The sequence below is a fragment of the Streptomyces sp. NPDC003300 genome (assembly GCF_040610915.1).
Classification (GTDB): domain Bacteria; phylum Actinomycetota; class Actinomycetes; order Streptomycetales; family Streptomycetaceae; genus Actinacidiphila.
Map to the genome: position 1 here is coordinate 77,215 of NZ_JBEXNE010000004.1, position 19,114 is coordinate 96,328.

Genomic DNA, 19,114 nt, shown 5'->3' on the forward strand with positions numbered 1-19,114 from the left:
GACGATCACGCCGCCCCGGCTGCCGCGTCCACGCACGTCGGCGTCCGGTGCGCTCTCCGGTGGCATCCCGGTGATCGCGCCCTGGCCGGTCGTGCGGGTCACGGCCGCGGAAGGCGAGGACTCTGACTCGGCGATGGCAGTAGGCACCACGGTCGACCACCTCACCGAGACCTACCGCGCGCACTACCGTTCACTGCTCGGCCTCGCCGCGCTGCTGCTGGACGACACGGCCTCCTGCGAGGACGTGGTCCAGGAGGCGTTCATCCGGGTGCACTCCGCCCGCAGCCGGGTCCGCGAGCCGGAGAAGACCCTGGCCTATCTGCGCCAGACGGTCGTCAACCTCTCCCGCTCCGCCCTGCGCCGCCGCATCCTGGGCCTGAAGCTGCTCTCCAAGCCGATGCCCGACATGGCGAGCGCGGAGGAGGGCGCGTACGAGATCCTGGAGCGCGACCAGCTCAAGGCCGCGATGCGTACGCTTCAGCGCAGGCAGCGCGAGGTGCTGGTGCTGCGATACTTCGCCGACATGACCGAGGCGCAGGTCGCCGAGACCCTGGGTATCTCCCTGGGCTCGGTGAAGGCGTACGGTTCGCGAGGCATCGCGGCGCTGCGCGTCGCGATGGAGGCGACGGCATGACCACCCCCGACGACGCGCACGGTATGGAAGACCAGAACAAGAACCAGGATCAGGACCAGGGCAAGGGCGCGGACCACGGCGAGGGCCGGGGCCGCGACCTGGGCTTCGGCTCCCCCGACGCCGCTGACGCCTCGGGCTCGGACGGCGCTTCCGCCTCGGGCTCCGGCGCCGACCGCACTTCCGCCTCGGGCTCCGACAGTGCATCCGGCTACGGCTCCGGTGCCGACGGCCTCTTCGGCCTCGACGGCGGCTTCGACTTCGCCAGTCTCGAACTCGACCTCGACAGTGCCGACGGCGTCGAGCACACCCCGGAGGAGGCGGCGCTGCGGGCGCTGCTGCACAACGCCGTCCAGGGCATAGAGGCGTCCCCCGAGGCGCTCGACCACCTGCGGCGCGCGGTCCCGGCCCGCAGGCAGCACCGTCGGCAGGCGCTGGCCGGTGCCGCCGCGGCCGTGGTCCTGGCCGGCATGGCGGTGCCCGCGCTGATCCACGCCGCCGACACCTCCAGCAGCACCAACGCCCTCCCGGCGAACGTCTCCAGCACCCACGCCTCCGCCCCCGGCCAGGACGGCCACACCAACTACTGGGCGGGCGGCCCCTCCTCGGGCCAGGCGGCCACCGGCACCGGCGGCGCGGGCACCTCGACGAAGAGCCCCACCGACGATCCGCCGCCCGCGACCACCACCCCCTCGGACTCGGCGGCGGTCTCCGCGCCCGACTGCTCCAGCGTCCAGCTCGGCCAGGGCACCAGCTCCGCCGACTCCCCGGACTCCTCCGGCCGCGTCTACGGCTGGTTCCGCGTCGCCAACGTCTCCGGCGTCCCCTGTACGGTCCCCGGCAGCGGGCAGGTGCAGGTCCTCGCCGAGGGCTCGGCCGACCCCTCCCGTATCCAGGTCGTCGGCCACACCCCGGGTGACCCGGCGAGCAGGCTGCCTTCCGGCGTCGACGGACCCGTGGTGCTCGCACCGGGCGACACCTACGAGGTGCAGTTCGCGTGGATCCCCGCGGGCAACGGCACCGGCGGTTGCCCCACGACGCCCACCACGCCGCCGACCACCCCGACACCCACGCCGACGTCGAGCGACCCCGCGAGCACCGGCGGCCCCACCGGCTCCGACCCGGGCACCGGCACGGGCAGTGGCAGCGGCAGCAACGGCGCCTCCACCCAGCTGGGCAGCGGTGACCCGCCGACCAGCCCGCCCCCCGGCAGCGTCGCCCTCAACCACACCCCGGCCGCGGGCGCCCCCGTCGTCGACGGCCCCGTCATCCAGAACGCCTGCGCGGGCACCCTCTACACGACGGCCGCGCTCCCCGGCACCACCAGCGGCAACACCACCCCCGGTACGGGGACGAGCGGCGGCACCGGAACCGACTCGGGAGCGACCGGCTCCGGCTCGTAGGGCCTCCGGGCACTGCGGGTACTTCGGCGACTTCGGGGAACTCTCCCCGGACCCCCTCCCCGCACCTCGCGGGACCAGGACCGGCGCTCCTGGTCACCGGGGGCCGAGCCCTGCGCCTGGCCGCGCGCCCGGCGTCGGCTCCGGGCCGGTGCGGGTCCCCGGTTGCGGGGCCGCGAACGGCCCCCCGTACCGTTGTGGTGTGTACCGGTTCCTGCTCACCCCGCGCTGGCTGGCGGTCAGCGTGCTGTCACTGCTCGCCGTGCCGTTCTGCGTCTTCATGGGCAGTTGGCAGTTGAGCCGGTTCGAGCTGCGGGTCGACTCCCACAAGAGCGCCGAGCACGCCCAGGGCAAGGCCGTCGCCGAGGCGGCGGTGCCGTTGGCGACACTGCTGCCGCAGCCGCGCACCCAGGTGCCCGACGGCGCCTCAGGGCGCTCGGTGAGCGCGACCGGCCGCTATGACTCCTCCCATCAGCTCCTGGTCCCCGGCCGCACCCTCGACGGCCACGACGGCTACTACGTACTGACCCCCCTGCGGGTCGGCGCGGACGGCGCCGCCCTGCCCGTCGTCCGCGGCTGGCTGCCGGGCGACGCCTCCGCCGCCGCGCGTACCGGTGCCGTACCGGCCGCGCCGACCGGCGAGGTCACCGTGACCGGTGCCCTCCAGTACCCGGAGAGCACCGGCACCGACGGCGTGCAGTCCAACGGCGCGCTGCCCTCCGGACAGCTCGGCATGATCAGCGCCGCCTCGCTGGTCAATGTGCTGCCCTACCCCGTCTACAGCGGCTGGATCACCGCGAGCGACCCCGCCGCGCCGCTGAAGGCGGTGCCCCCGGCGGCGGCCCCCAACAGCGGCCTGGACATCAAGGCGTTCCAGAACCTCGGCTACACCGGTGAGTGGTTCGTCTTCGCCGGCTTCGTCGTCTTCATGTGGTTCCGACTGGCCCGCCGCGAGGCCGAGACACGCGCCGACGCCGCGCTGGGTCTTGTCCCCGACGACGGTGACGACGAGCCGGGGTCCGGGCCGAAGGCGGAATCAGAGCCGGACGCCTCCGGCGCGGACCGGGCGGACGCTGTGGTCACCGCGTCTGCGTCCGCCGACGCCTAGGGCCGGACGCCTCCGGCGCGGACCGGCCGGACGCTGTGGTCACCGCGTCTGCGTCCGCCGACGCCTAGGGCCGGACGCTTCCGGCGCGGGCCGGGCGGACGCTGTGGTCACCGCGTCTGCGTCCGCCGACGCCCAGGGCCGGACGCCGAGGCGCACCCTGGCCGCACGTCCAGCCGCATGTCCAGCCGTGCGCTGGCCCGGCTGACTGTCCGGACGCCTTTCGTCCGCCGAGGCGCACGTCCAGCTGTCCGGCCGTACGCGCATCCGCCCGCCCGGCCGCTTGGCCGGAGGCCCGGGGCTGGCCCTGGGGTCGGATCCGGGCCGGTCCAACCCCGGGGCCACCGCCCTGCCGCCTACCCGCCCGCGTGTTTCAGCGCGAAGGCCAGTTCCAGACGGACCTGCTTGATCCGCTCCTCCACGACCAGCGAACCGTGCCCCGCGTCGTACCGGTACACCTCGTGCGGCTTGTCCAGCTCCCGCAGCCGCTCGACATAGTTGTCGATCTGGCGTATCGGGCAGCGCGGGTCGTTCATGCCCGCGCTGATGTAGACGGGGGCGGCGACCCGCTCGACGTAGGTGAGCGGGGAGGACGCCTCGAAGCGGTCGGGGACCTCCTCGGGGGAGCCGCCGAAGAAGGTGCGGTCCAGTGACTTGAGGGCCTCCATCTCGTCGGCGTAGGCGGCCACGTAGTCGGCGACCGGGACCGCCGCTATGCCCACCGTCCACGCCTCCGGCTGGGTGCCGAGGCCCAGCAGGGTCAGATAGCCGCCCCAGGAGCCGCCGGACAGGACCAGCCGCCGCGGGTCGGCGAGGCCCGAGGTCACGGCCCACTCGCGGACCGCCGCGATGTCCTCCAGCTCGATCAGGCCGACGCGGTGCTTGAGCGCGTCCGTCCACTCCCGGCCGTAGCCGGTCGAACCGCGGTAATTGACCCGGACCACCGCGAAGCCGTGGTCGACCCAGGCCGCGGGACCCGCCGCGAAGGAGTCCGAGTCGTGCCAGGTGGGACCGCCGTGGATCTCGAACACGGTCGGGAACGGCCCCTCGCCGACCGGCTTCTGGACCAGCGCGTGGATCCGGCCGCCGGGACCCTCCACCCACGCGTCCTCCACCGGCACCGACTCCGGCGCCCGCAGCCCCGGCGCCTCCAGCACGACGGCGCCGGTCGTGGACCGCACCGCGGGCGGGCGCTGCGCCGACGACCACAGGTACTCCACCGTCCCGTCGGGCCGGGCGGTGGCGCCGCTGACCGAACCCGGCGGGGTGTCGAGCCGCGCCAGGGTGCCGGCCGCCAGGTCGTACCGGAACATCTCGCCGCGCGCCTGGTAGTCGTGGACGACCAGCAGCGCCGAGCCGTCCGGATACCACTCGGCGTGCACGTCACCGGGCAGGTCTATGGCCAGCCGCGTCTCCACGCCGGTCGCGGTGTCCCAGATCATCGGCAGCCAGCGGCCGGACCGCTGGTGTCCGACCAGGAGGCGGGTGTCGCCGACGACGGGGGCGAATCCCAGGCAGTCCAGGCCCAGCTCGGCCCGGCCGCCGTCGGTGTCGTCCAGCTCCGCGACCGTCGAGCCGTCCGCGACCGACAGCACCCGCAGCGCGCTGTGCATCGCGTCGCCGTGCTCGGTGTGCTCGATCACGACCAGCGTGCCGTCCTCCGAGAGGTCGCCGACGCTCGCCGACTCCGCGTGCCGGTAGACCTCGACCGGCTCGCTGTCCGGCCGCACCACGTACACCGACGTGCCCTCGTCGTCGGTGGACCGTCCGACCACGGCCAGGCCGCCGGGGCCCAGCGCGAGACCGGCCGGGTAGGACGCCTCCAGACCGGGCGCCGCTGGTACGTCCTCACCGCCCGCGAAGGGCTGCCGCATCCATATCCCGAACTCGTCCCCGTCCGTGTCCGAGAACCACCACACCCACGCGCCGTCCCGGCTCAGCGTGCCGTCCGTCGTCCCGTTCGGCCGGTCGGTGACCTGCCGTCGCCCGCCCGTCGTCCGGTCCCAGGCGTACAGCTCGTACGTCCCCGTCACGTTCGACACGAACAGGCTGCGGTCCGGGGCGTCCTCGGCCCACTCGGGCAGCCCGACCCGCGGCGCCCGAAAGCGCTTCTCCCACTCCGGCATGGACCCCGCCGGGGATCCGGTGATCTCGTTCATGCCCCCATGATGCTCCGCCCCGACCACATTCGGGCACCCACTCTTCACAGCCTGTGGATAACTCCGTGCCCCGGCCGCCGCGGATCATCGCCCCGCCGCTACGACGCGCCGCCCGCAGGGGCCGTGCCCGCCGTGCCGCGTACGACCACGACAGGGCACGAGGCGTGCACGGTGACCGTGTGGCTGACCGAGCCGAGGAGGGTGGATCGGAAGGTGCCGTGGCCGCGCACGCCCACCACGATCAGGTCGGCGCCCTCACCGCTGTCGAGGATGGCCTGGGCCGGGTTGCCGAGCACGGTACGGCGGGTGACGGCCGCGGCCTGTTCGGGCATGAGGGCCGCCTCGACGGCCCGCGCCAGGATCTGGTCCGCGTTGGCCTCCAGATCGACGTCGTCGGGCAGCCCCGGCAGCCCGGCCCAGCCGTACGCCGACGGCATCTCCCACGCGATGACCGCTTCCAGCGCGGCGCCGGTCAGGGCCGCCTGCCGCGCGGCCCAGCGCAGCGCCTTGAGCGACGGTTCCGAGCCGTCGACCCCGACGACGATCCTGCCTGCGGCCGTGCCCGTACCGGAGCCGATACCGGAGCCCTCGCCGGAGCCCGTGCCCGTGCCCGTACCCGCGCCCGCTGCCGTGCCCGTCTCCGTGTTCCGCGCCGCCTCGCCCATGGCCGTCTCCCTCGCCTCGCTTGCCCGTCCGACCCGGAAACGGCCGGCCCACACGCCAAGCGTGCGTGACAAGCGGTGCGTGGCGGGGCATTTCGGGCGGTCGCCGGTCCGCGTCGGATACGCGTCCGGCTTCCGGGCCGGGGCGGCGCGCGCGGCTCCGAGCCGTCGTGGAAGCGGAGGCGCGGGGCCTTCGCGCCTCCGCTGGATACGGAGTTGGCGCCCGCGCGGCTCACCGCTGCGGCCGTGGGAAACGGCTACTGGCGGAGGTAGCGGTCGCGCACCAGGGTGAACCGCATGGCCCACTCGGTCAGTTCGGCCAGGCTGCGGCTGGACACGCGGCCGGTGCGGATGGTGCCGTTCGTCAGGACGACGGCCATCCGGAAGACGGATTCGTGGTCCTCCACGACGCACTCGGCGAAACGGATCATCGGCCAGGGGAGGTCGACGGTCTGGCCGTTCTCGCCGAGGGAGATGCCGTAATCGTCCGCAAGTAGTGCGTTCTTCCGGTCCATCGCCAGGAATTCGGGGACGTCGTCCTCCGGCGACCAGGCCGGGACGCCCGGGACCGGGGCGGGCGAATGCGCCGGGTAGGCCGTGGCCAGCGAGGTCGACGGCGGGGTCGACGGCGGGATCGACGGACCGGGGACGCCGGGCGCGTACGAGGGAGGCGGCGGAACGGCCCCTGAGGCGTACGGGTTGGCGGCGGCCGGAGGAGGCGGGGGTACGGGAGTCCGCGGGTCCGAGGTACGGGGGGCCGCGTCCCCGGTGCGGTGCGGGGCGTCGCCCGTACCCGCCTCGGCCGTACCCGAATCGCCGAACCAGTCGAGGAGTTGGTCCGTGCTCGGGCGGTGGGACGGCTCCTTCGTGAGGCAGGCCGCGACCATCGGGCGGATCGCCTCCGGGACGGCGGAGACGTCGGCCTCGTGGTGCACGGAGCGGTACATCAGGGCGACCGGCGTGCCGCCGCCGAAGGCGCTGCCGCCCGCGGCGGCCACCAGGACCGCGCCGAGCGCGAAGATGTCGGCGGCGCCGTCCACGTCACGGCCCTCGGCCTGCTCGGGGGCGAGGAAGCCGGGGGTGCCGAAGGAGGTGCCCGTGGTGGTGATCCGGGTGTTCTCGACGGCGCGTGAGATGCCGAAGTCCAGTACGCGCGGGCCGTCTTCGGCCATGATGATGTTGCCTGGTTTGAGATCGCGATGCACCAGACCGCAGCGGTGGATCGCCTCCAGCGCCTCGGCGAGCGCGGCGCCCAGCGCCTTGAGCTGTTCCTCGCCCATCGGGCCCCGCGCGGCGAGCAGTTGGCCGAGCGTCGGACCTTGCACGTACGCCGTCGCCAGCCACGGGGCCTCCGCGTCCGGGTCCGCATCCACCACCGGCGCCGTATGGAAACCGCCCACCATGCGCGCCGCGGCGACCTCGGCGCGGAAGCGCTCCCTGAAGGACGGGTCCGCGGCCAGTTCCGGCCGCGCCACCTTTACCGCCACGTGGCGGCCTCCCCGCGAACGGGCCAGGTACACCAGGCCCATTCCGCCTTCGCCGAGCTTGCGAACGACGACGTAGCTTCCGATGCGGGTCGCTTTCGCGTCGGCGCCTGTCGCTGTGCCGTTGGAGCCGTTCGAGGCGCTCGCGCCGTTCGTATCGCTCGTGCCGCTCGTGTCGTTCGGGCCGTGCACGCCCAGCCGCCTCCTCGCGTCCCCCGTCTGGCCAGGCGCCCAGTATGACGGCCCCTCTGCGGAGTGCGGTCCCTCATTTCGCGCGGGTGCGGGCCCCGCCCTACGACAGCAGGGAGCGGATTGCGGCGCGGTCGACGGTGGTGAGGGCGCGGACGAGGGGCGGGGTGAGGAAGACGAGGAGGAGGCCGAGGAGGGAGGCGCCGGCGATCTGGAGGGGGGAGGAGAGGTAGTAGGCGTGGTGGACGCCGCCGGAGGTGTACTCGAAGAGGCGGTAGCCGGGCCAGTCGACGTAACGGGGGAAGACCCACGCGTAGGCGGGGTAGAGGGCGACGGTCCAGCCGGTGACGAGGAAGGTCAGGGTGAGGACGAAACTCGCGACGCGCCAGGGGAACATGAGGACCTGGAAGAGGAGGGCCTTCCAGGCCGAGGCGTCGCGGAGCCTGGCGGTCATGGCGGCCCAGCGGCCGGGGGTACGGGGCGCGGGTACGGGGGCGGGCTCGCCGACGCGGAGGGAGAGCAGGCTCCCGGCGCGGGCGCGTTCGGCGCCGCCGAGCGCGCGGGCCCCGGTCAGCATCGCGGCCAGGACGGGCACCCCGATCGCGGTGAGGACGAGGCTGGTGCCGACGGCGAACATCGTGACGGCGAAGACGAATCCGGCGATGGCGATCGGCAGCGACGTGAGCGTGTAACCGACCTCGCGGAAGGTGACGGCGGAGAAGGGCGCGCGCCAGAAGCCGGGCGGGACGCGGCCGGGTCCTGGACCCTTCGCGGGCGAACCGTACGCGGGATGCCCGGCGTCCGGAGCCGACAGCAGGCCGGGCCGGGCCTGCGACGCGGCGGCGGGAGGAGAGGAGTGCGGCTGCGCGGTGGACGCCTGAGTGGCGGCGGCCTGAGTGGCGGATGTCTGCGCGGCGGACGCCTGAGCGGCGGCGCTCTGAGTGGCGTGGGGGAATGTGCTGGCGGTCATCGCTGGCCTCGAATCATCGCGGTGGGGACCGTTCCGTCCTGATACCTAGACGATCCCGCTCGGCACCCCTCTCGCGGCATCCGGCAGCCCGGCCGGTCGGGGGTGGGGCCAGCCCCACCCCCTGCCATTCTTGAACGGTGCGCGAAACAGGAGACGTCCCGCCCGAATCCGGCCCATCCGGCCTGTCAGACCCCGCCGGCCTGTCAGACCCCGCGGCCCCCGCCGCCCCCGTCGTCATGAGCGGTACGCCCGGCTCCTTCGCCAGGAGCGTGCTGGCCGACCGCCACCCGGCGTTGATCAGGCAGGTCGCGGACGCCTTCCCGTACCCGCCCGAGCAGCGCCGCGCACTCGACGCGCTCGCGGAGGAGACGGCCGCGCCCGCCTCGGCCGACGCGACCTCGGGCCCGCCGATCGGCCCGCTGTCGACCCACACCGGCACCGACACCCACACCGGCACCCACACCGGCACCGACACCCGCACCCGCGCCGACGACGTCCGACGGTGGGCCGGATGGGGCGCGGAGGCGTACGTCGGCCGTGCGTCGTGGTACGAGGTGCCCTTCCTGTGGGCCGAGAGCTACTTCTACCGCAGGCTGCTCGACGCGGTCGGCTACTTCGGGCCGGGGCCGTGGCAGGGCGTCGACCCCTTCGGGCCGTTCAAGCGGGCCGAGTTGACCGGGCCCGAGGTCGCCGACGAACTGGCCGCCCTCGACGCGCTCGACGACCTCGCCCCCGACGACCGGGACCGCGCCGTCCTCCAAGGCGCCCTGTGGGGCAACCGCGCGGACCTCGGCTTCCGCATCTCCGCGAACGGGTCTACGGCGCGCGGGTCTACGGCGAACGCGTCCTCCACGAAAGCGCCTTCGGCAGAAGCTCCTACGGCGGAAGCGTCCTCCGCGAACACGTCCTCCACGAACACGCCCTCCGTGAACGCGTCCCCCACCCACGCCCCCACAAGCACCCCCTCCGACAACCTCCTCGCCGACGACAGCGCCGTCCTCTGGCGGCACCTCGCCGCCGCCCCGCCCGGCACCGCGGCAGTGACCGTGATCGCCGACAACGCGGGCCGCGAGCTGATCCCCGACCTGATCCTGATCGACCATCTCCTGCACACCGGCCGCGCCGCCACCGCGGTCCTGCACGTGAAGCCGTACCCGTACTTCGTCTCGGACGCGACGACCTCGGACGTCGTCGACTGCCTGCGCCGGATCGGGCAGGCGCCGGGCCGCAGAGCGCGGGAGACGGGCGCGCGGCTGTGGTCGGCGATGGGCACCGGCCGACTCGCCGTCCGCGCACACCCGTTCGCCTGCGCGCCGCTGCCGTACGCCGACATGCCCGCCGATCTGCGGGCCGAACTGGGCCGCGCCACACTGACGGTGCTCAAGGGCGACCTCAACTACCGCCGCCTGGTGGGCGACCGCCTGTGGCCCCCGACGACCGAATTCTCCCTGCCCACCGGCTACTTCCCGAGTCCGCTGGCCGCCCTGCGCACCCTCAAGTCCGATGTGATCGTCGGCCTCGACGCCGGTACGGTCACCGCGCTCGACGCCAACAGCGCGGCGAACGGCGGGGCTTGGCGTACGAGCGGGACGTACGCCGTCGTCCAGGTGCGTACGGTCTGAAGCTCCGGCCCCGCGGGGAAGGACCGTCTCCGCCCTCTTCCCCGGCACGCCCGGACACACCGGGCCGCACCCTCTAGGCTGCAACCGCCGTACGCGCATGATCAGTTGATCAGACGCGTACGGTGCAGCGCGCACCGACAACGTGAGACGACACAGGACGACGACGTGAAGGGCGGACAGGGCGATGGGTGTGGCGATCCGGAGGGCCGGGGCGGACGACCGGGAGGTCGTGGTCGGGGTGCTGGACAAGGTGTTCAGGAACGACCCCGTGAGTAGCTGGGTCTTCCCCGACCCGGAGCACCGGCTGCGCAAGCACGCGTCGTTGATGGGCGCCTTCGCCGACCAGGTACTCGCCGACGGCTACGTCGACATGACGGAGGACGGCAAGGCGGTCGCCCTGTGGATGTCGATACCCGCGACCACCGACGCGCCCGAGGACGCCCAGGCGCACGCGGACGACGACGACCCCGCCGCCTTCCGCGAGGCGGTCGACCCGGACAACGAGCGCGTCGAGCAGATCGCCCGCATCCTCGGCGAGGGCCACCCCACGGGCCCCGCCCACGAATACCTGCTGCTCATCGCCGTGGACGCGGAGTTGCAGGGCCAGAGCCGCGGCACCGAACTGATCTCCGCCGTCCTCGAACGCTGCGACCGCGACGGCCTGTCCGCGTATCTGGAGGCCAGCAGCGAGCGCAGCCGCGGCCTGTACGAGCGGCTCGGCTTCGTCTTCACCGGCCGCACGATCGACCTCCCGGACGGGCCTCACATGTGGCCGATGTGGCGCGAGCCGCGCGCCGCGGCCGTATAGGCGTACGCGCAGCCGTACAGGCAGCCGTACCTCCTAGGCGGAGGTACGGCACCCCCGCCCGCGGGTAAGGAGCAGGAGAGGCACGGCCGTTGGTACGCGGCCGCGCGCGGGGGAGAGGCGGCGGGGCGATGACGGACACGGGAGCGGCAGCAGGTACGAATGCGGGTACGGGTACGGGTACGGATACGGGCGGCGGTTCGCGGGACGCGGCGGGGACGAACGGCCCGGCCACCCTGCGCGAAGTCGCCCGACTCGCCCAACGGCACGGCTTCGGCGAGTCCCGCGCCGTCCACGCGCTCGGCGGCGGTGACGTCGGCTGCGTCGCCTTCGGCCTCGCGGTCGTCCTGCTCGCGCCCGGCATCGGCCTGGTCCTCCACCCGTACAACCCGGTGGTCACCTCGATCGGCGTCACCTTCCTCGTCCTCGCCCTCGCGCTGCCGATCACCGCGTTCCGTTACGAGAAGCGCCGCGACAACCGCATCCCGCGGCTGCACGTCTTCGACGGCGGCATCGTCATCACCCGCCCGGCCCGCATCGACGTCCACCCCTGGCCGGACATCCGCGTCGTCGAGCGCGAGGACTCCGTCGCCATCGGCCAGGGCGGCACGACGCGTCAGGTCCACCGCCTCGAACTGCACGCGATAGACGGCGACGTGCTGTGCTCCCTGGGCGACGCCTTCGACACCGCCACCGTCGTCAGAGCCGCGATCGCGGGCGGCGCGCATACGTCATAGCGGCGCGCGACCGCGAGCGCGCAGGTCCGCCAACTCGGCACCCCTCTAGCACCGTTCGGGTACCCGCCTTGTGGTTTTTTGGGGGCGGGGCGGGGCTAGGAGGGGAGGCGCTCTTGGAGGTGGACCGTGACGGTGTCGCCCTCTTGTTTGCCGATGGCTTTGCGCAGCTCGGCGGTGACGGGGAGTTTGTGGGTGCCGTCGCCGAGGGCCATGAAGGAGCTCTGGAAGGGGTGGCCGTCGATCGTGCCGCGGACCTTGACGAGGCCGCGGGTGCCGAAGAAGGCGGCGGACTCGGGCCAGACGACGTAGGTCCAGCCGCCCTTGTTCGGGCTTTTCAGCAGGGTCGCGGTGAATCGCTTGTCCATCGTGGATACCGCCTGTTCAGGAGCTTTCGGTGGCGCGCCCCGGCCGGGGACGTCCGCGGGCGTTCACCCAGGTAGGACCGGCGGCGAGGCGGAAACTCATCGCGGGCCGCGAAGGCTGACGTGCGGGCGGCGGGGGCTCATCTACAGTGCTGCGGTCAGTGCCTGTCAGCCGGTGATGTGAGAAGGAACAGCGGACCATGCCGACCGAGACGTTCGAGTTCCAGGTGGAAGCGCGTCAGCTTCTGCAGATGATGATCCACTCGATCTACTCCAACAAGGATGTGTTCCTGCGCGAGTTGGTGTCCAACGCCTCGGACGCGTTGGACAAGCTGCGGCTCGAAGCGCTGCGGGACAGCGAGTTGGACGTGGACGTGTCGGACCTGCACATCGGGCTGGAGGTGGACCGGGAGGCCCGTACGCTCACCGTGCGGGACAACGGGATCGGGATGTCCCGGGAGGAAGTGGTCCAGCTCATCGGGACGATCGCCAACTCGGGGACGGCGAAGTTCCTGCGGGAGCTGAAGGAGGCCGAGGGCGCGGGCGCCGCCGAGGGCCTGATCGGGCAGTTCGGGGTCGGGTTCTACGCGAGCTTCATGGTGGCGGACGAGGTCACGCTGCTGACGCGGCGCGCGGGGGAGACCGAGGGCACGCGGTGGACGTCCAGCGGTGAGGGGACGTACACCGTGGAGACCGTCGAGGACGCCCCGCAGGGGACGGCGATCGTGCTGCGGCTGAAGCCGGAGGACGCCGAGGACCGGCTGTACGACTACACCTCACCGTGGAAGATCAAGGAAATCGTCAAGCGGTACTCGGACTTCATCACCTGGCCGATCAGGATGGCCGCGGAGCCCGCGCCCGGAGGCGACGCCGATACCGACACCGACACCGAAGGCGACGCCGAGGACGGTACTGACGCGGCGGCTCCCAAGCCCGAGCCCCGGCTCGAAACGCTGAACTCCATGAAGGCCCTGTGGGCCCGCTCCCGCGACGAGGTCAGCGACGCCGACTACCACGAGCTGTACAAGCACATCAGCCACGACTGGAACGACCCGCTGGAGATCATCCGCCTCCACGCGGAAGGCACCTTCGAGTACCAGGCGCTGCTGTTCATCCCGGCGCACGCGCCGCAGGACCTGTTCATGCGCGACTACAAGCGCGGCGTCCAGCTCTACGTGAAGCGCGTCTTCATCATGGACGACTGCGAAGCGCTGATGCCGCCGTACCTCCGCTTCGTCAAGGGAGTCGTCGACGCGCAGGACCTCTCGCTGAACGTGTCGCGCGAGATCCTCCAGCAGGACCGCCAGATCGAGCTGATGCACCGGCGGCTGGCGAAGAAGGTGCTGTCGACGGTCAAGGACATGATGGCCGCGCGGCCCGAGCAATACGCCACATTCTGGCGGGAGTTCGGCCGCGTCCTGAAGGAGGGACTGCTCGGCGACTTCGAGAACCGTGACGCGATCCTCGGCGTCAGCTCCTTCGCCAGCACGCACGACAAGGACGCGCCGACGACGCTCGCGCAGTACGTCGAGCGGATGAAGGACGGCCAGGAGCACATCTTCTACGTCACCGGCGAATCGCGGCAGGCCGTCGAGAACTCCCCGCACATGGAGGCGTTCCAGGCCCGCGGCATCGAGGTGCTGCTGCTGACCGACCCCGTGGACGAGGTCTGGGTCGACACGGCACCGGAGTTCGGCGGCAAGCAGTTCCGCTCCGTCGCCAAGGGCGAGGTCGACCTCGGCACGGAGGAGGAGAAGCAGGAGGCGGGGACCGAACGGGAGAAGCAGCAGGAGGAGTTCGCGGGCCTGCTCGCCCGTATGACGGAACTGCTGAGCGAGCAGGTCAAGGACGTACGCCTCTCCTCGCGGCTCACCGTCTCGCCCGCCTGCGTCGTCTCGGACACCAACGACGTGTCACCGGCGCTGGAGAACATCTACCGCGCCATGGGCCAGGAGATCCCGCATGCCAAGCGGATTCTCGAACTCAACCCCAAGCACCCGCTGGTCGTCGGCCTCAACCGCACCCACGCCGAGCGTCCCGACGACCCGGCCCTCGAAGAGACCACCGAACTCGTCCACCAGCTCGCCCTGTTGGCGGAGGGCGCCGAACTCCCCGACCCCTCCCGCTTCGTGAAGCTGGTCGCGGACCGCCTCGAACGCACCTTGTGAGACAGGGCTCTTGAGGGCGCTGGAGCCGGGGGCCGTACGGATCGCCGTACGGCCCCCGGCTCTCCGCGTGAGCCCCAGTACGCGTGAGCCCCTGTGCGCGAGCCGCCGCACCGCGCGACCCCCGTACGCGAGCCGCCGTACGCGCGACCCCCGTACGCGAGCCGCCGCACACGCGACCCCCGTACGCGAACCGCCGTACGCGCGCCCTCTATACGTGCGGCGTCGCCGCGACCGCCTGCTCCGCCGTCCACCGGTCCATCCGCTCCCACTGCCCGAGCAGCCACTCGCTGCGCGCCGCGTCCCCGACCGGGACCTCGGCCGCCGGTATCCGCCACCAGTGGACCCGCACCGGGCGGCGGAACGGCAGGAAGTCCCAGGCGGCGCGCGCGGACGCGATGACATCGAGGCCGGAGTGGACGACGAAGACCACCTCGGCGGTGGGCGCGGCGGCCAGGACGGCGAGGCTTCCGGCGTCCCGCGGCGGCAGCACGTACCGCAGCCGGGCCGCGCGGGCCGCGCGCCGGTACTGGCCGAGGCGGCGCAGGCTGGCGATGGCGCGGCGGTGGCGGCGCGGGGTGAAGTTGCCGCCCTCGGGGAAGATCACGAGCGCGTCGCGCGACCGCAGCCCCGCCGCCAGTTCGGTGATCGCGGCCTCGGCGGTGCCGTGCGCGGGTGGCAGGAAGCAGTGCGGGACCCGGCCGAGCAGGACGTCGAGGCACGGATCGGCGCGCAGGACGCCCTTCAGAACGGTGTGCGGCAGCAGGCGTACGTCGGTGAGCAGCGTCTGGAGGAGCAGGAACGAATCGCCGACACCCGCGTGCCGGACGAACACCACGAGCGGTACGTCCGGCGGCCGGTCGCCCACGGGCAGCGCGGGCGTCATCTCCACCTCCAGCCGGAACAGCCGGTCCGCCACCTTGCGCAGTACGGCCAGCAGCCGCGCGAGGAGCGCGAACGCCTCGGCCGCCCGCCGGTCCCGGTCCGCCCGGGGGTGGTGCAGGAAGAGCGCGGAGGCCGCCAGCACTCCCGTGAGGTCCACGACGAGGTAGACGAGCAGGAATCCGGCCATACGCGTGGGCCGCCACGCGCCGCGCGACGGGATCGACACGGGCGCGCTGAGTACGGTCACGGTGACGAGGAGCGCCGCGGCCACCGGTATCAGCGCGACCACGAGCGCGGTGGTGACCGTACGCCGGGCGGCCGTGACCAGCGCGGCGCCCGCGGCAGCGGCGGCGGTGCCGGTACGGGTACGGGTACGGGTACGGGTCGACGGCCGGACCCGCGCGGCCGGGTCGGCGCTCGCGAGCGCGTCCGTACCTGCACCCGCCGGGCCCGTGCTCGCTGGACCCGTAGCTGGACCCGTGCCTGAACTCGCCGGACCCGTCCCCGCGTTCAGGCCGGAGTCGAGGCCCGTCACGCCGGACCCTCGGCGGAGTGCGGGTCCTCGGCGCCGGAGCCCTCCGGGACAAGGGACTTGGGGGCGGCCCCGTCGAGCGCGCTCTCCAGATACCGCGACGACGCGGCGTAGGCCCGTTCGATACGGTCCGCCGTCTGCCCGAAGGCCCGGTGCCGCAACTGGCCCAGCGCCCCGGCCGCTTCACCGGACGCCGCCCCGCTGGGCAGTACGTGCACGGTCACGTCCGACGGCAGGTCGGCCATGTCGCGGGCGAACCGGTGCCTGCGGGCGATCTCGAAGGCGACCATGGCGACGTCCCACGGCAACTTCGGTGGCGTCAGCGGCCGTTCGATGCGGCCGACCTGGAGGACGTAGATCTCGCGCGCGCCCAGGGCGACGGCCCTGCCCACCGGGATGCTGTTGACGAGGCCGCCGTCCACGAAGTGCTCGCCGTCGACGTCGACCGGCGGCAGCAGTCCGGGCACGGCCGACGAGGCGAGCACCGCCTCGATCAGCGGGCCGCGGTCGAACCAGTGCTCGGCGGCGTTCTCGATGCTCGCCGCCACGCACTGGAAGGGCACCTCCAACTCCTCGATGAGCGCGACCTGTACGTGCTCACGCAGAAGGTCGACCAGCGGCGCCGGGGTGTAGAGGTGCGTACGGCTCCGCACGGCGGTGCTCACGCGGCCCATCAGCGAACCGGCGAACACCCCGGCCTTGCCCAGCCCCGTCCACAGCTCGATCAGCCGGCCGACGGCGGTCTGCGACGGCTCGGCGGCCACGGCGGCCCCGTTGATCGCTCCGACGGAGGTCCCGAGCACCATCCCCGGCTTCACCCCCTGCGCGAACAGGGCCTTGAGCATGCCCACTTCGTACGCCCCGAGGGCCCCGCCGCCCCCCAGCACGAACGCCGGTCCCCCCGCTTCACCCGCACTGTGGTCCATGCCAGAACGCGTGCCCCCGCTCCTTCCCCCCAATCAGCCGCCCGAACTCGCCACAGGCGCGGTGCCGCCTCGGCGGCCGGGCGCTTTCGCGGCGGACGGCGCGGGCCGTAGCGGACCGGCGTACGCCGTCGAGGCGGCGGCTGCGTCCTTGCGCCGACCGGGGCTTCGCGAGCGGGGGGTGGCGGCGGGGCGGTTGGAGCAGACTGGTGGGCCGCGTCGCGTCGGCGCGAGCCGGGCGGGCCGAGCCGGTGCCTTCGTCCTCCTTCCGCCGAGCCGGTCCGGTGCCGACCGCCACGTCACGGCGAAGGGCGTACACCGATGACCGAACCCCCGACGACCGAAGAGCCTCCGACGACCGGCCAACCCCCCACGGCCACATCCACGGCGCGCACCGCTGCTGCCGGCGACGACGAAAAGGCCGTACCCGACGAGGAGTTGCGCCTGACGTTTCCGGGCGACCGCAGCGAGGAGGCCGGTTACGCGATCACGCTGCGCGCCATGGCCCGCCGACTGCCCCAACTGGTGCGCCGGGCGCTCGGCATGGCCTGGCACGTGGACCACAAGGCGGTCACCGCGCTGCTCGCCTGCCAGGTCCTGTCCGGCGTGCTGGAGGCGCTCGGCCTGCTGGCGGTGACCGGCACGATCACGGCCGTCATCGCGTCGGGCCACATCGACGAACGGCTCCGCCAAGCCGCGCCCTCCCTGGCCCTGTTGGCGTCGGCGGCGGGCGTACGGGCGGTGCTCGGCATCGCGATCACCGGTCTGTCCACGCGCCTGGCCCCGCGGATCTCGCGCGAGGCGGAGCTGCGGCTGCTGGACGCGGCGACCCACGCGGAGCTGACCGCGTACGACCACCCCGGCTACAACGACCGCTGGGACGCGGCCGACCGGGGCGTCGAGGTCTCGCAGGACATGCTCAACCAGTCCCAGAACATCCTCGCCGCCGCCGCATCGTTGATCGCCGCCGCGGCCGTACTGACCAGCGTCCACCCGGTGTTGCTGCCGCTGCTCGTCCTGGCCGCGCTGCCGCAGGCCATCGCGGGCGTACGGGGGGCGCGGCTGAACTACCTCGCGTCGCTGGAGACGATGAAGGACCGCCGCCTGCTGAGCGTCCTGCGGTGGAATCTGGTCGACAAGCAGCACGCCGACCAGATCCGTTCCGGCACGATGGCCGACTTCCTGCTCGGCAAGTACCGGGCGGCCGGAGCGCGGGTGGACGCCGCGACCGACCGGGCCGCCTGGCGCGCGGCGAAGATGTCGCTCGTCGGGAGCCTGGCCGGGGGAGTCGCGGCCGGAGCGGTCTGGGCGGCGCTGCTCTTCCTGATCAGCACCGGCCGCGTGTCCGTCGCGTCCGCGGGCACGGCGACGTTCGCGCTGCGCACGGTCGCTTCAGGACTGCGCGGCATCATCGGCTACGGCGCCATCATCTTCCGTACCGGGATGTACCTTGACGACTGGTCAGATTTTCTGGACGAGGCCGGTGGCCACCGGATCGCCCGCGGCGAGACCGTACCGACCGGCCCGGCCGTCGTACGCGCCGACCGCCTCACGTACACCTACCCGCACGCCGACCGGCCCGCCCTGCTCGATGTCAGCCTCGACGTGCGGCGCGGCGAAGTCCTCGCCCTGGTCGGCGAGAACGGCTCGGGCAAGACCACGCTCAGCAAACTCCTGTCCGCCCTCTACCTCCCCGACCGCGGCGCCGTCGTCTGGGACGGCGCCGACACCCGCACCCTGGACGCGCACGCCGCCTGGTCACGCGTGGCCGTCGTACCCCAGGAGTACGCGAAGTGGCCGCTGACCGCCCGCGACAACATCACGCTGGGCCAGCCCCGAACCGACCACCCGCACAGGGCAGTTGATACGGCTGCCCACGCCTCCGGCGCCGACGAGGTCGTCACGTCCCTGCGCTCGGGCCTGGACACCCTCCTGGCCCGCGAGTGGTGGGGCGGCCAGGAACTCTCCGGCGGCCAGTGGCAACGCGTCGCCCTCGCCCGCGCCTTCCACCGCGACGCCGGTCTCCTCGTCCTCGACGAACCCACCGCCGCCCTCGACCCCCGCGCCGAACACCGCATCTTCACCGGCCTGCGCACCCTCGCCGCCGACCGCGCGGTCGTCCTGGTCACCCACCGCCTCACCAATGTCACCGTCGCCGACAAGATCGCCGTCCTCGACCAGGGCCGCCTCGTCCAGTACGGCACCTTCGCCCAACTCCGCGACACCCCCGGCCTTTTCCACGACCTCTGGCTCCTCCAGAACGACCGCGCGCCCGGTATCCCCGGCCAGCCCTCCGGCCCCGTGGAGCAGCAGCAGACGGCCGACCTCTGAGGCCGAGAGACGACTACGGAGGCGCCGGAATTGCCGACACGCCGCCGGTCCGGCCGCACTTCGCCCCGGCCGACGCCCCCTGCCGCTTCGTAGCGGAGCGTCCTATGATCGTCGCGCTACGTGGGAGGGGGTGGGCCATGGCGGCGGGGGGA

Annotated in this window: 15 protein-coding genes; 8 read left to right on the top strand and 7 right to left on the bottom strand. The window is 73.1% G+C overall.

Going from position 1 to position 19,114, the window contains the following annotated elements; all coding sequences use genetic code 11:
- Positions 1 to 4 precede the first annotated feature (4 nt).
- From ABZX65_RS07485 to ABZX65_RS07495, 3 genes are all read left to right on the top strand, one after another.
- Positions 5 to 634, top strand: coding sequence for a SigE family RNA polymerase sigma factor (locus ABZX65_RS07485; protein ID WP_355336423.1), 630 nt, complete (start codon positions 5 to 7; stop codon positions 632 to 634).
- Positions 631 to 2,034 (top strand): hypothetical protein, encoded by a 1,404-nt coding sequence (locus ABZX65_RS07490; protein ID WP_355335952.1) that lies wholly within the window; start codon positions 631 to 633, stop codon positions 2,032 to 2,034. The genes ABZX65_RS07485 and ABZX65_RS07490 overlap by 4 nt, the downstream gene beginning before the upstream one ends.
- 199 nt (positions 2,035 to 2,233) lie before the next feature.
- Positions 2,234 to 3,139: an SURF1 family protein gene (locus ABZX65_RS07495; protein WP_355335954.1), complete on the top strand. Its 906-nt coding sequence runs from the start codon at positions 2,234 to 2,236 to the stop codon at positions 3,137 to 3,139.
- Positions 3,140 to 3,492: 353 nt separating this feature from the next.
- Here the strand turns inward: ABZX65_RS07495 and ABZX65_RS07500 are convergent, their stop codons facing one another.
- From ABZX65_RS07500 to ABZX65_RS07515, 4 genes are all read right to left on the bottom strand, one after another.
- Positions 3,493 to 5,295 carry a prolyl oligopeptidase family serine peptidase gene (locus ABZX65_RS07500; RefSeq protein ID WP_355335956.1) on the bottom strand — a complete coding sequence of 601 codons (1,803 nt, stop codon included), beginning with the start codon at positions 5,293 to 5,295 and terminating at the stop codon, positions 3,493 to 3,495.
- Between the two features lie 98 nt (positions 5,296 to 5,393).
- Positions 5,394 to 5,873 (bottom strand): universal stress protein, encoded by a 480-nt coding sequence (locus tag ABZX65_RS07505; protein ID WP_355336424.1) that lies wholly within the window; start codon positions 5,871 to 5,873, stop codon positions 5,394 to 5,396.
- Between the two features lie 341 nt (positions 5,874 to 6,214).
- Entirely contained in the window at positions 6,215 to 7,528 is a 1,314-nt protein-coding gene (locus ABZX65_RS07510; RefSeq protein WP_355336425.1) for a serine/threonine-protein kinase, read from the bottom strand.
- Between the two features lie 205 nt (positions 7,529 to 7,733).
- Positions 7,734 to 8,600 carry a sensor domain-containing protein gene (locus tag ABZX65_RS07515; RefSeq protein ID WP_355335958.1) on the bottom strand — a complete coding sequence of 289 codons (867 nt, stop codon included), beginning with the start codon at positions 8,598 to 8,600 and terminating at the stop codon, positions 7,734 to 7,736.
- A gap of 236 nt (positions 8,601 to 8,836) precedes the next feature.
- Here ABZX65_RS07515 and ABZX65_RS07520 point away from each other — a divergent pair, with 236 nt between their 5' ends.
- The 3 genes from ABZX65_RS07520 (at position 8,837) to ABZX65_RS07530 (ending at position 11,764) form a co-directional block, all read left to right on the top strand.
- Positions 8,837 to 10,222 carry a damage-control phosphatase ARMT1 family protein gene (locus ABZX65_RS07520; RefSeq protein ID WP_355335960.1) on the top strand — a complete coding sequence of 462 codons (1,386 nt, stop codon included), beginning with the start codon at positions 8,837 to 8,839 and terminating at the stop codon, positions 10,220 to 10,222.
- Between the two features lie 184 nt (positions 10,223 to 10,406).
- Entirely contained in the window at positions 10,407 to 11,030 is a 624-nt protein-coding gene (locus ABZX65_RS07525; protein WP_355335962.1) for a GNAT family N-acetyltransferase, read from the top strand.
- 128 nt (positions 11,031 to 11,158) lie between these two features.
- Positions 11,159 to 11,764: a hypothetical protein gene (locus ABZX65_RS07530; protein ID WP_355335964.1), complete on the top strand. Its 606-nt coding sequence runs from the start codon at positions 11,159 to 11,161 to the stop codon at positions 11,762 to 11,764.
- Positions 11,765 to 11,859: 95 nt separating this feature from the next.
- Here ABZX65_RS07530 and ABZX65_RS07535 read toward each other — a convergent pair whose 3' ends face one another.
- A complete protein-coding gene (locus ABZX65_RS07535; RefSeq protein WP_355335966.1) occupies positions 11,860 to 12,129 on the bottom strand; it encodes a DUF1905 domain-containing protein in 270 nt (89 codons plus the stop codon).
- Positions 12,130 to 12,326: 197 nt separating this feature from the next.
- On the opposite strand from ABZX65_RS07535, the gene htpG reads away from it, so the two are divergent.
- Positions 12,327 to 14,294 carry a molecular chaperone HtpG gene (gene htpG, locus ABZX65_RS07540; RefSeq protein WP_355335968.1) on the top strand — a complete coding sequence of 656 codons (1,968 nt, stop codon included), beginning with the start codon at positions 12,327 to 12,329 and terminating at the stop codon, positions 14,292 to 14,294.
- A 208-nt stretch (positions 14,295 to 14,502) separates the two neighbouring features.
- On the opposite strand, the gene ABZX65_RS07545 is transcribed toward htpG, so the two are convergent.
- Positions 14,503 to 15,711 carry a hypothetical protein gene (locus ABZX65_RS07545; RefSeq protein ID WP_355335970.1) on the bottom strand — a complete coding sequence of 403 codons (1,209 nt, stop codon included), beginning with the start codon at positions 15,709 to 15,711 and terminating at the stop codon, positions 14,503 to 14,505.
- Positions 15,708 to 16,634: a patatin-like phospholipase family protein gene (locus ABZX65_RS07550; RefSeq protein ID WP_355335972.1), complete on the bottom strand. Its 927-nt coding sequence runs from the start codon at positions 16,632 to 16,634 to the stop codon at positions 15,708 to 15,710. The genes ABZX65_RS07545 and ABZX65_RS07550 overlap by 4 nt, the downstream gene beginning before the upstream one ends.
- Before the next feature lie 318 nt (positions 16,635 to 16,952).
- Between ABZX65_RS07550 and ABZX65_RS07555 the strand changes: the two genes are divergently transcribed.
- Entirely contained in the window at positions 16,953 to 18,962 is a 2,010-nt protein-coding gene (locus ABZX65_RS07555; RefSeq protein ID WP_355335974.1) for an ABC transporter ATP-binding protein, read from the top strand.
- The last annotated feature ends 152 nt before the right edge of the window (positions 18,963 to 19,114 follow it).

What these genes read in the sequence shown, in the direction of transcription:
- ABZX65_RS07530 (WP_355335964.1), top strand. Translation starts at nt 11,159, where the DNA reads ATGACGGACACGGGAGCGGCAGCAGGTACGAATGCGGGTACGGGTACG.
- ABZX65_RS07535 (WP_355335966.1), bottom strand. Translation starts at nt 12,129, where the DNA reads ATGGACAAGCGATTCACCGCGACCCTGCTGAAAAGCCCGAACAAGGGC.
- ABZX65_RS07555 (WP_355335974.1), top strand. Translation starts at nt 16,953, where the DNA reads ATGACCGAACCCCCGACGACCGAAGAGCCTCCGACGACCGGCCAACCC.
- ABZX65_RS07515 (WP_355335958.1), bottom strand. Translation starts at nt 8,600, where the DNA reads ATGACCGCCAGCACATTCCCCCACGCCACTCAGAGCGCCGCCGCTCAG.
- ABZX65_RS07500 (WP_355335956.1), bottom strand. Translation starts at nt 5,295, where the DNA reads ATGAACGAGATCACCGGATCCCCGGCGGGGTCCATGCCGGAGTGGGAG.
- ABZX65_RS07525 (WP_355335962.1), top strand. Translation starts at nt 10,407, where the DNA reads ATGGGTGTGGCGATCCGGAGGGCCGGGGCGGACGACCGGGAGGTCGTG.
- htpG (WP_355335968.1), top strand. Translation starts at nt 12,327, where the DNA reads ATGCCGACCGAGACGTTCGAGTTCCAGGTGGAAGCGCGTCAGCTTCTG.
- ABZX65_RS07490 (WP_355335952.1), top strand. Translation starts at nt 631, where the DNA reads ATGACCACCCCCGACGACGCGCACGGTATGGAAGACCAGAACAAGAAC.
- ABZX65_RS07550 (WP_355335972.1), bottom strand. Translation starts at nt 16,634, where the DNA reads ATGGACCACAGTGCGGGTGAAGCGGGGGGACCGGCGTTCGTGCTGGGG.
- ABZX65_RS07520 (WP_355335960.1), top strand. Translation starts at nt 8,837, where the DNA reads ATGAGCGGTACGCCCGGCTCCTTCGCCAGGAGCGTGCTGGCCGACCGC.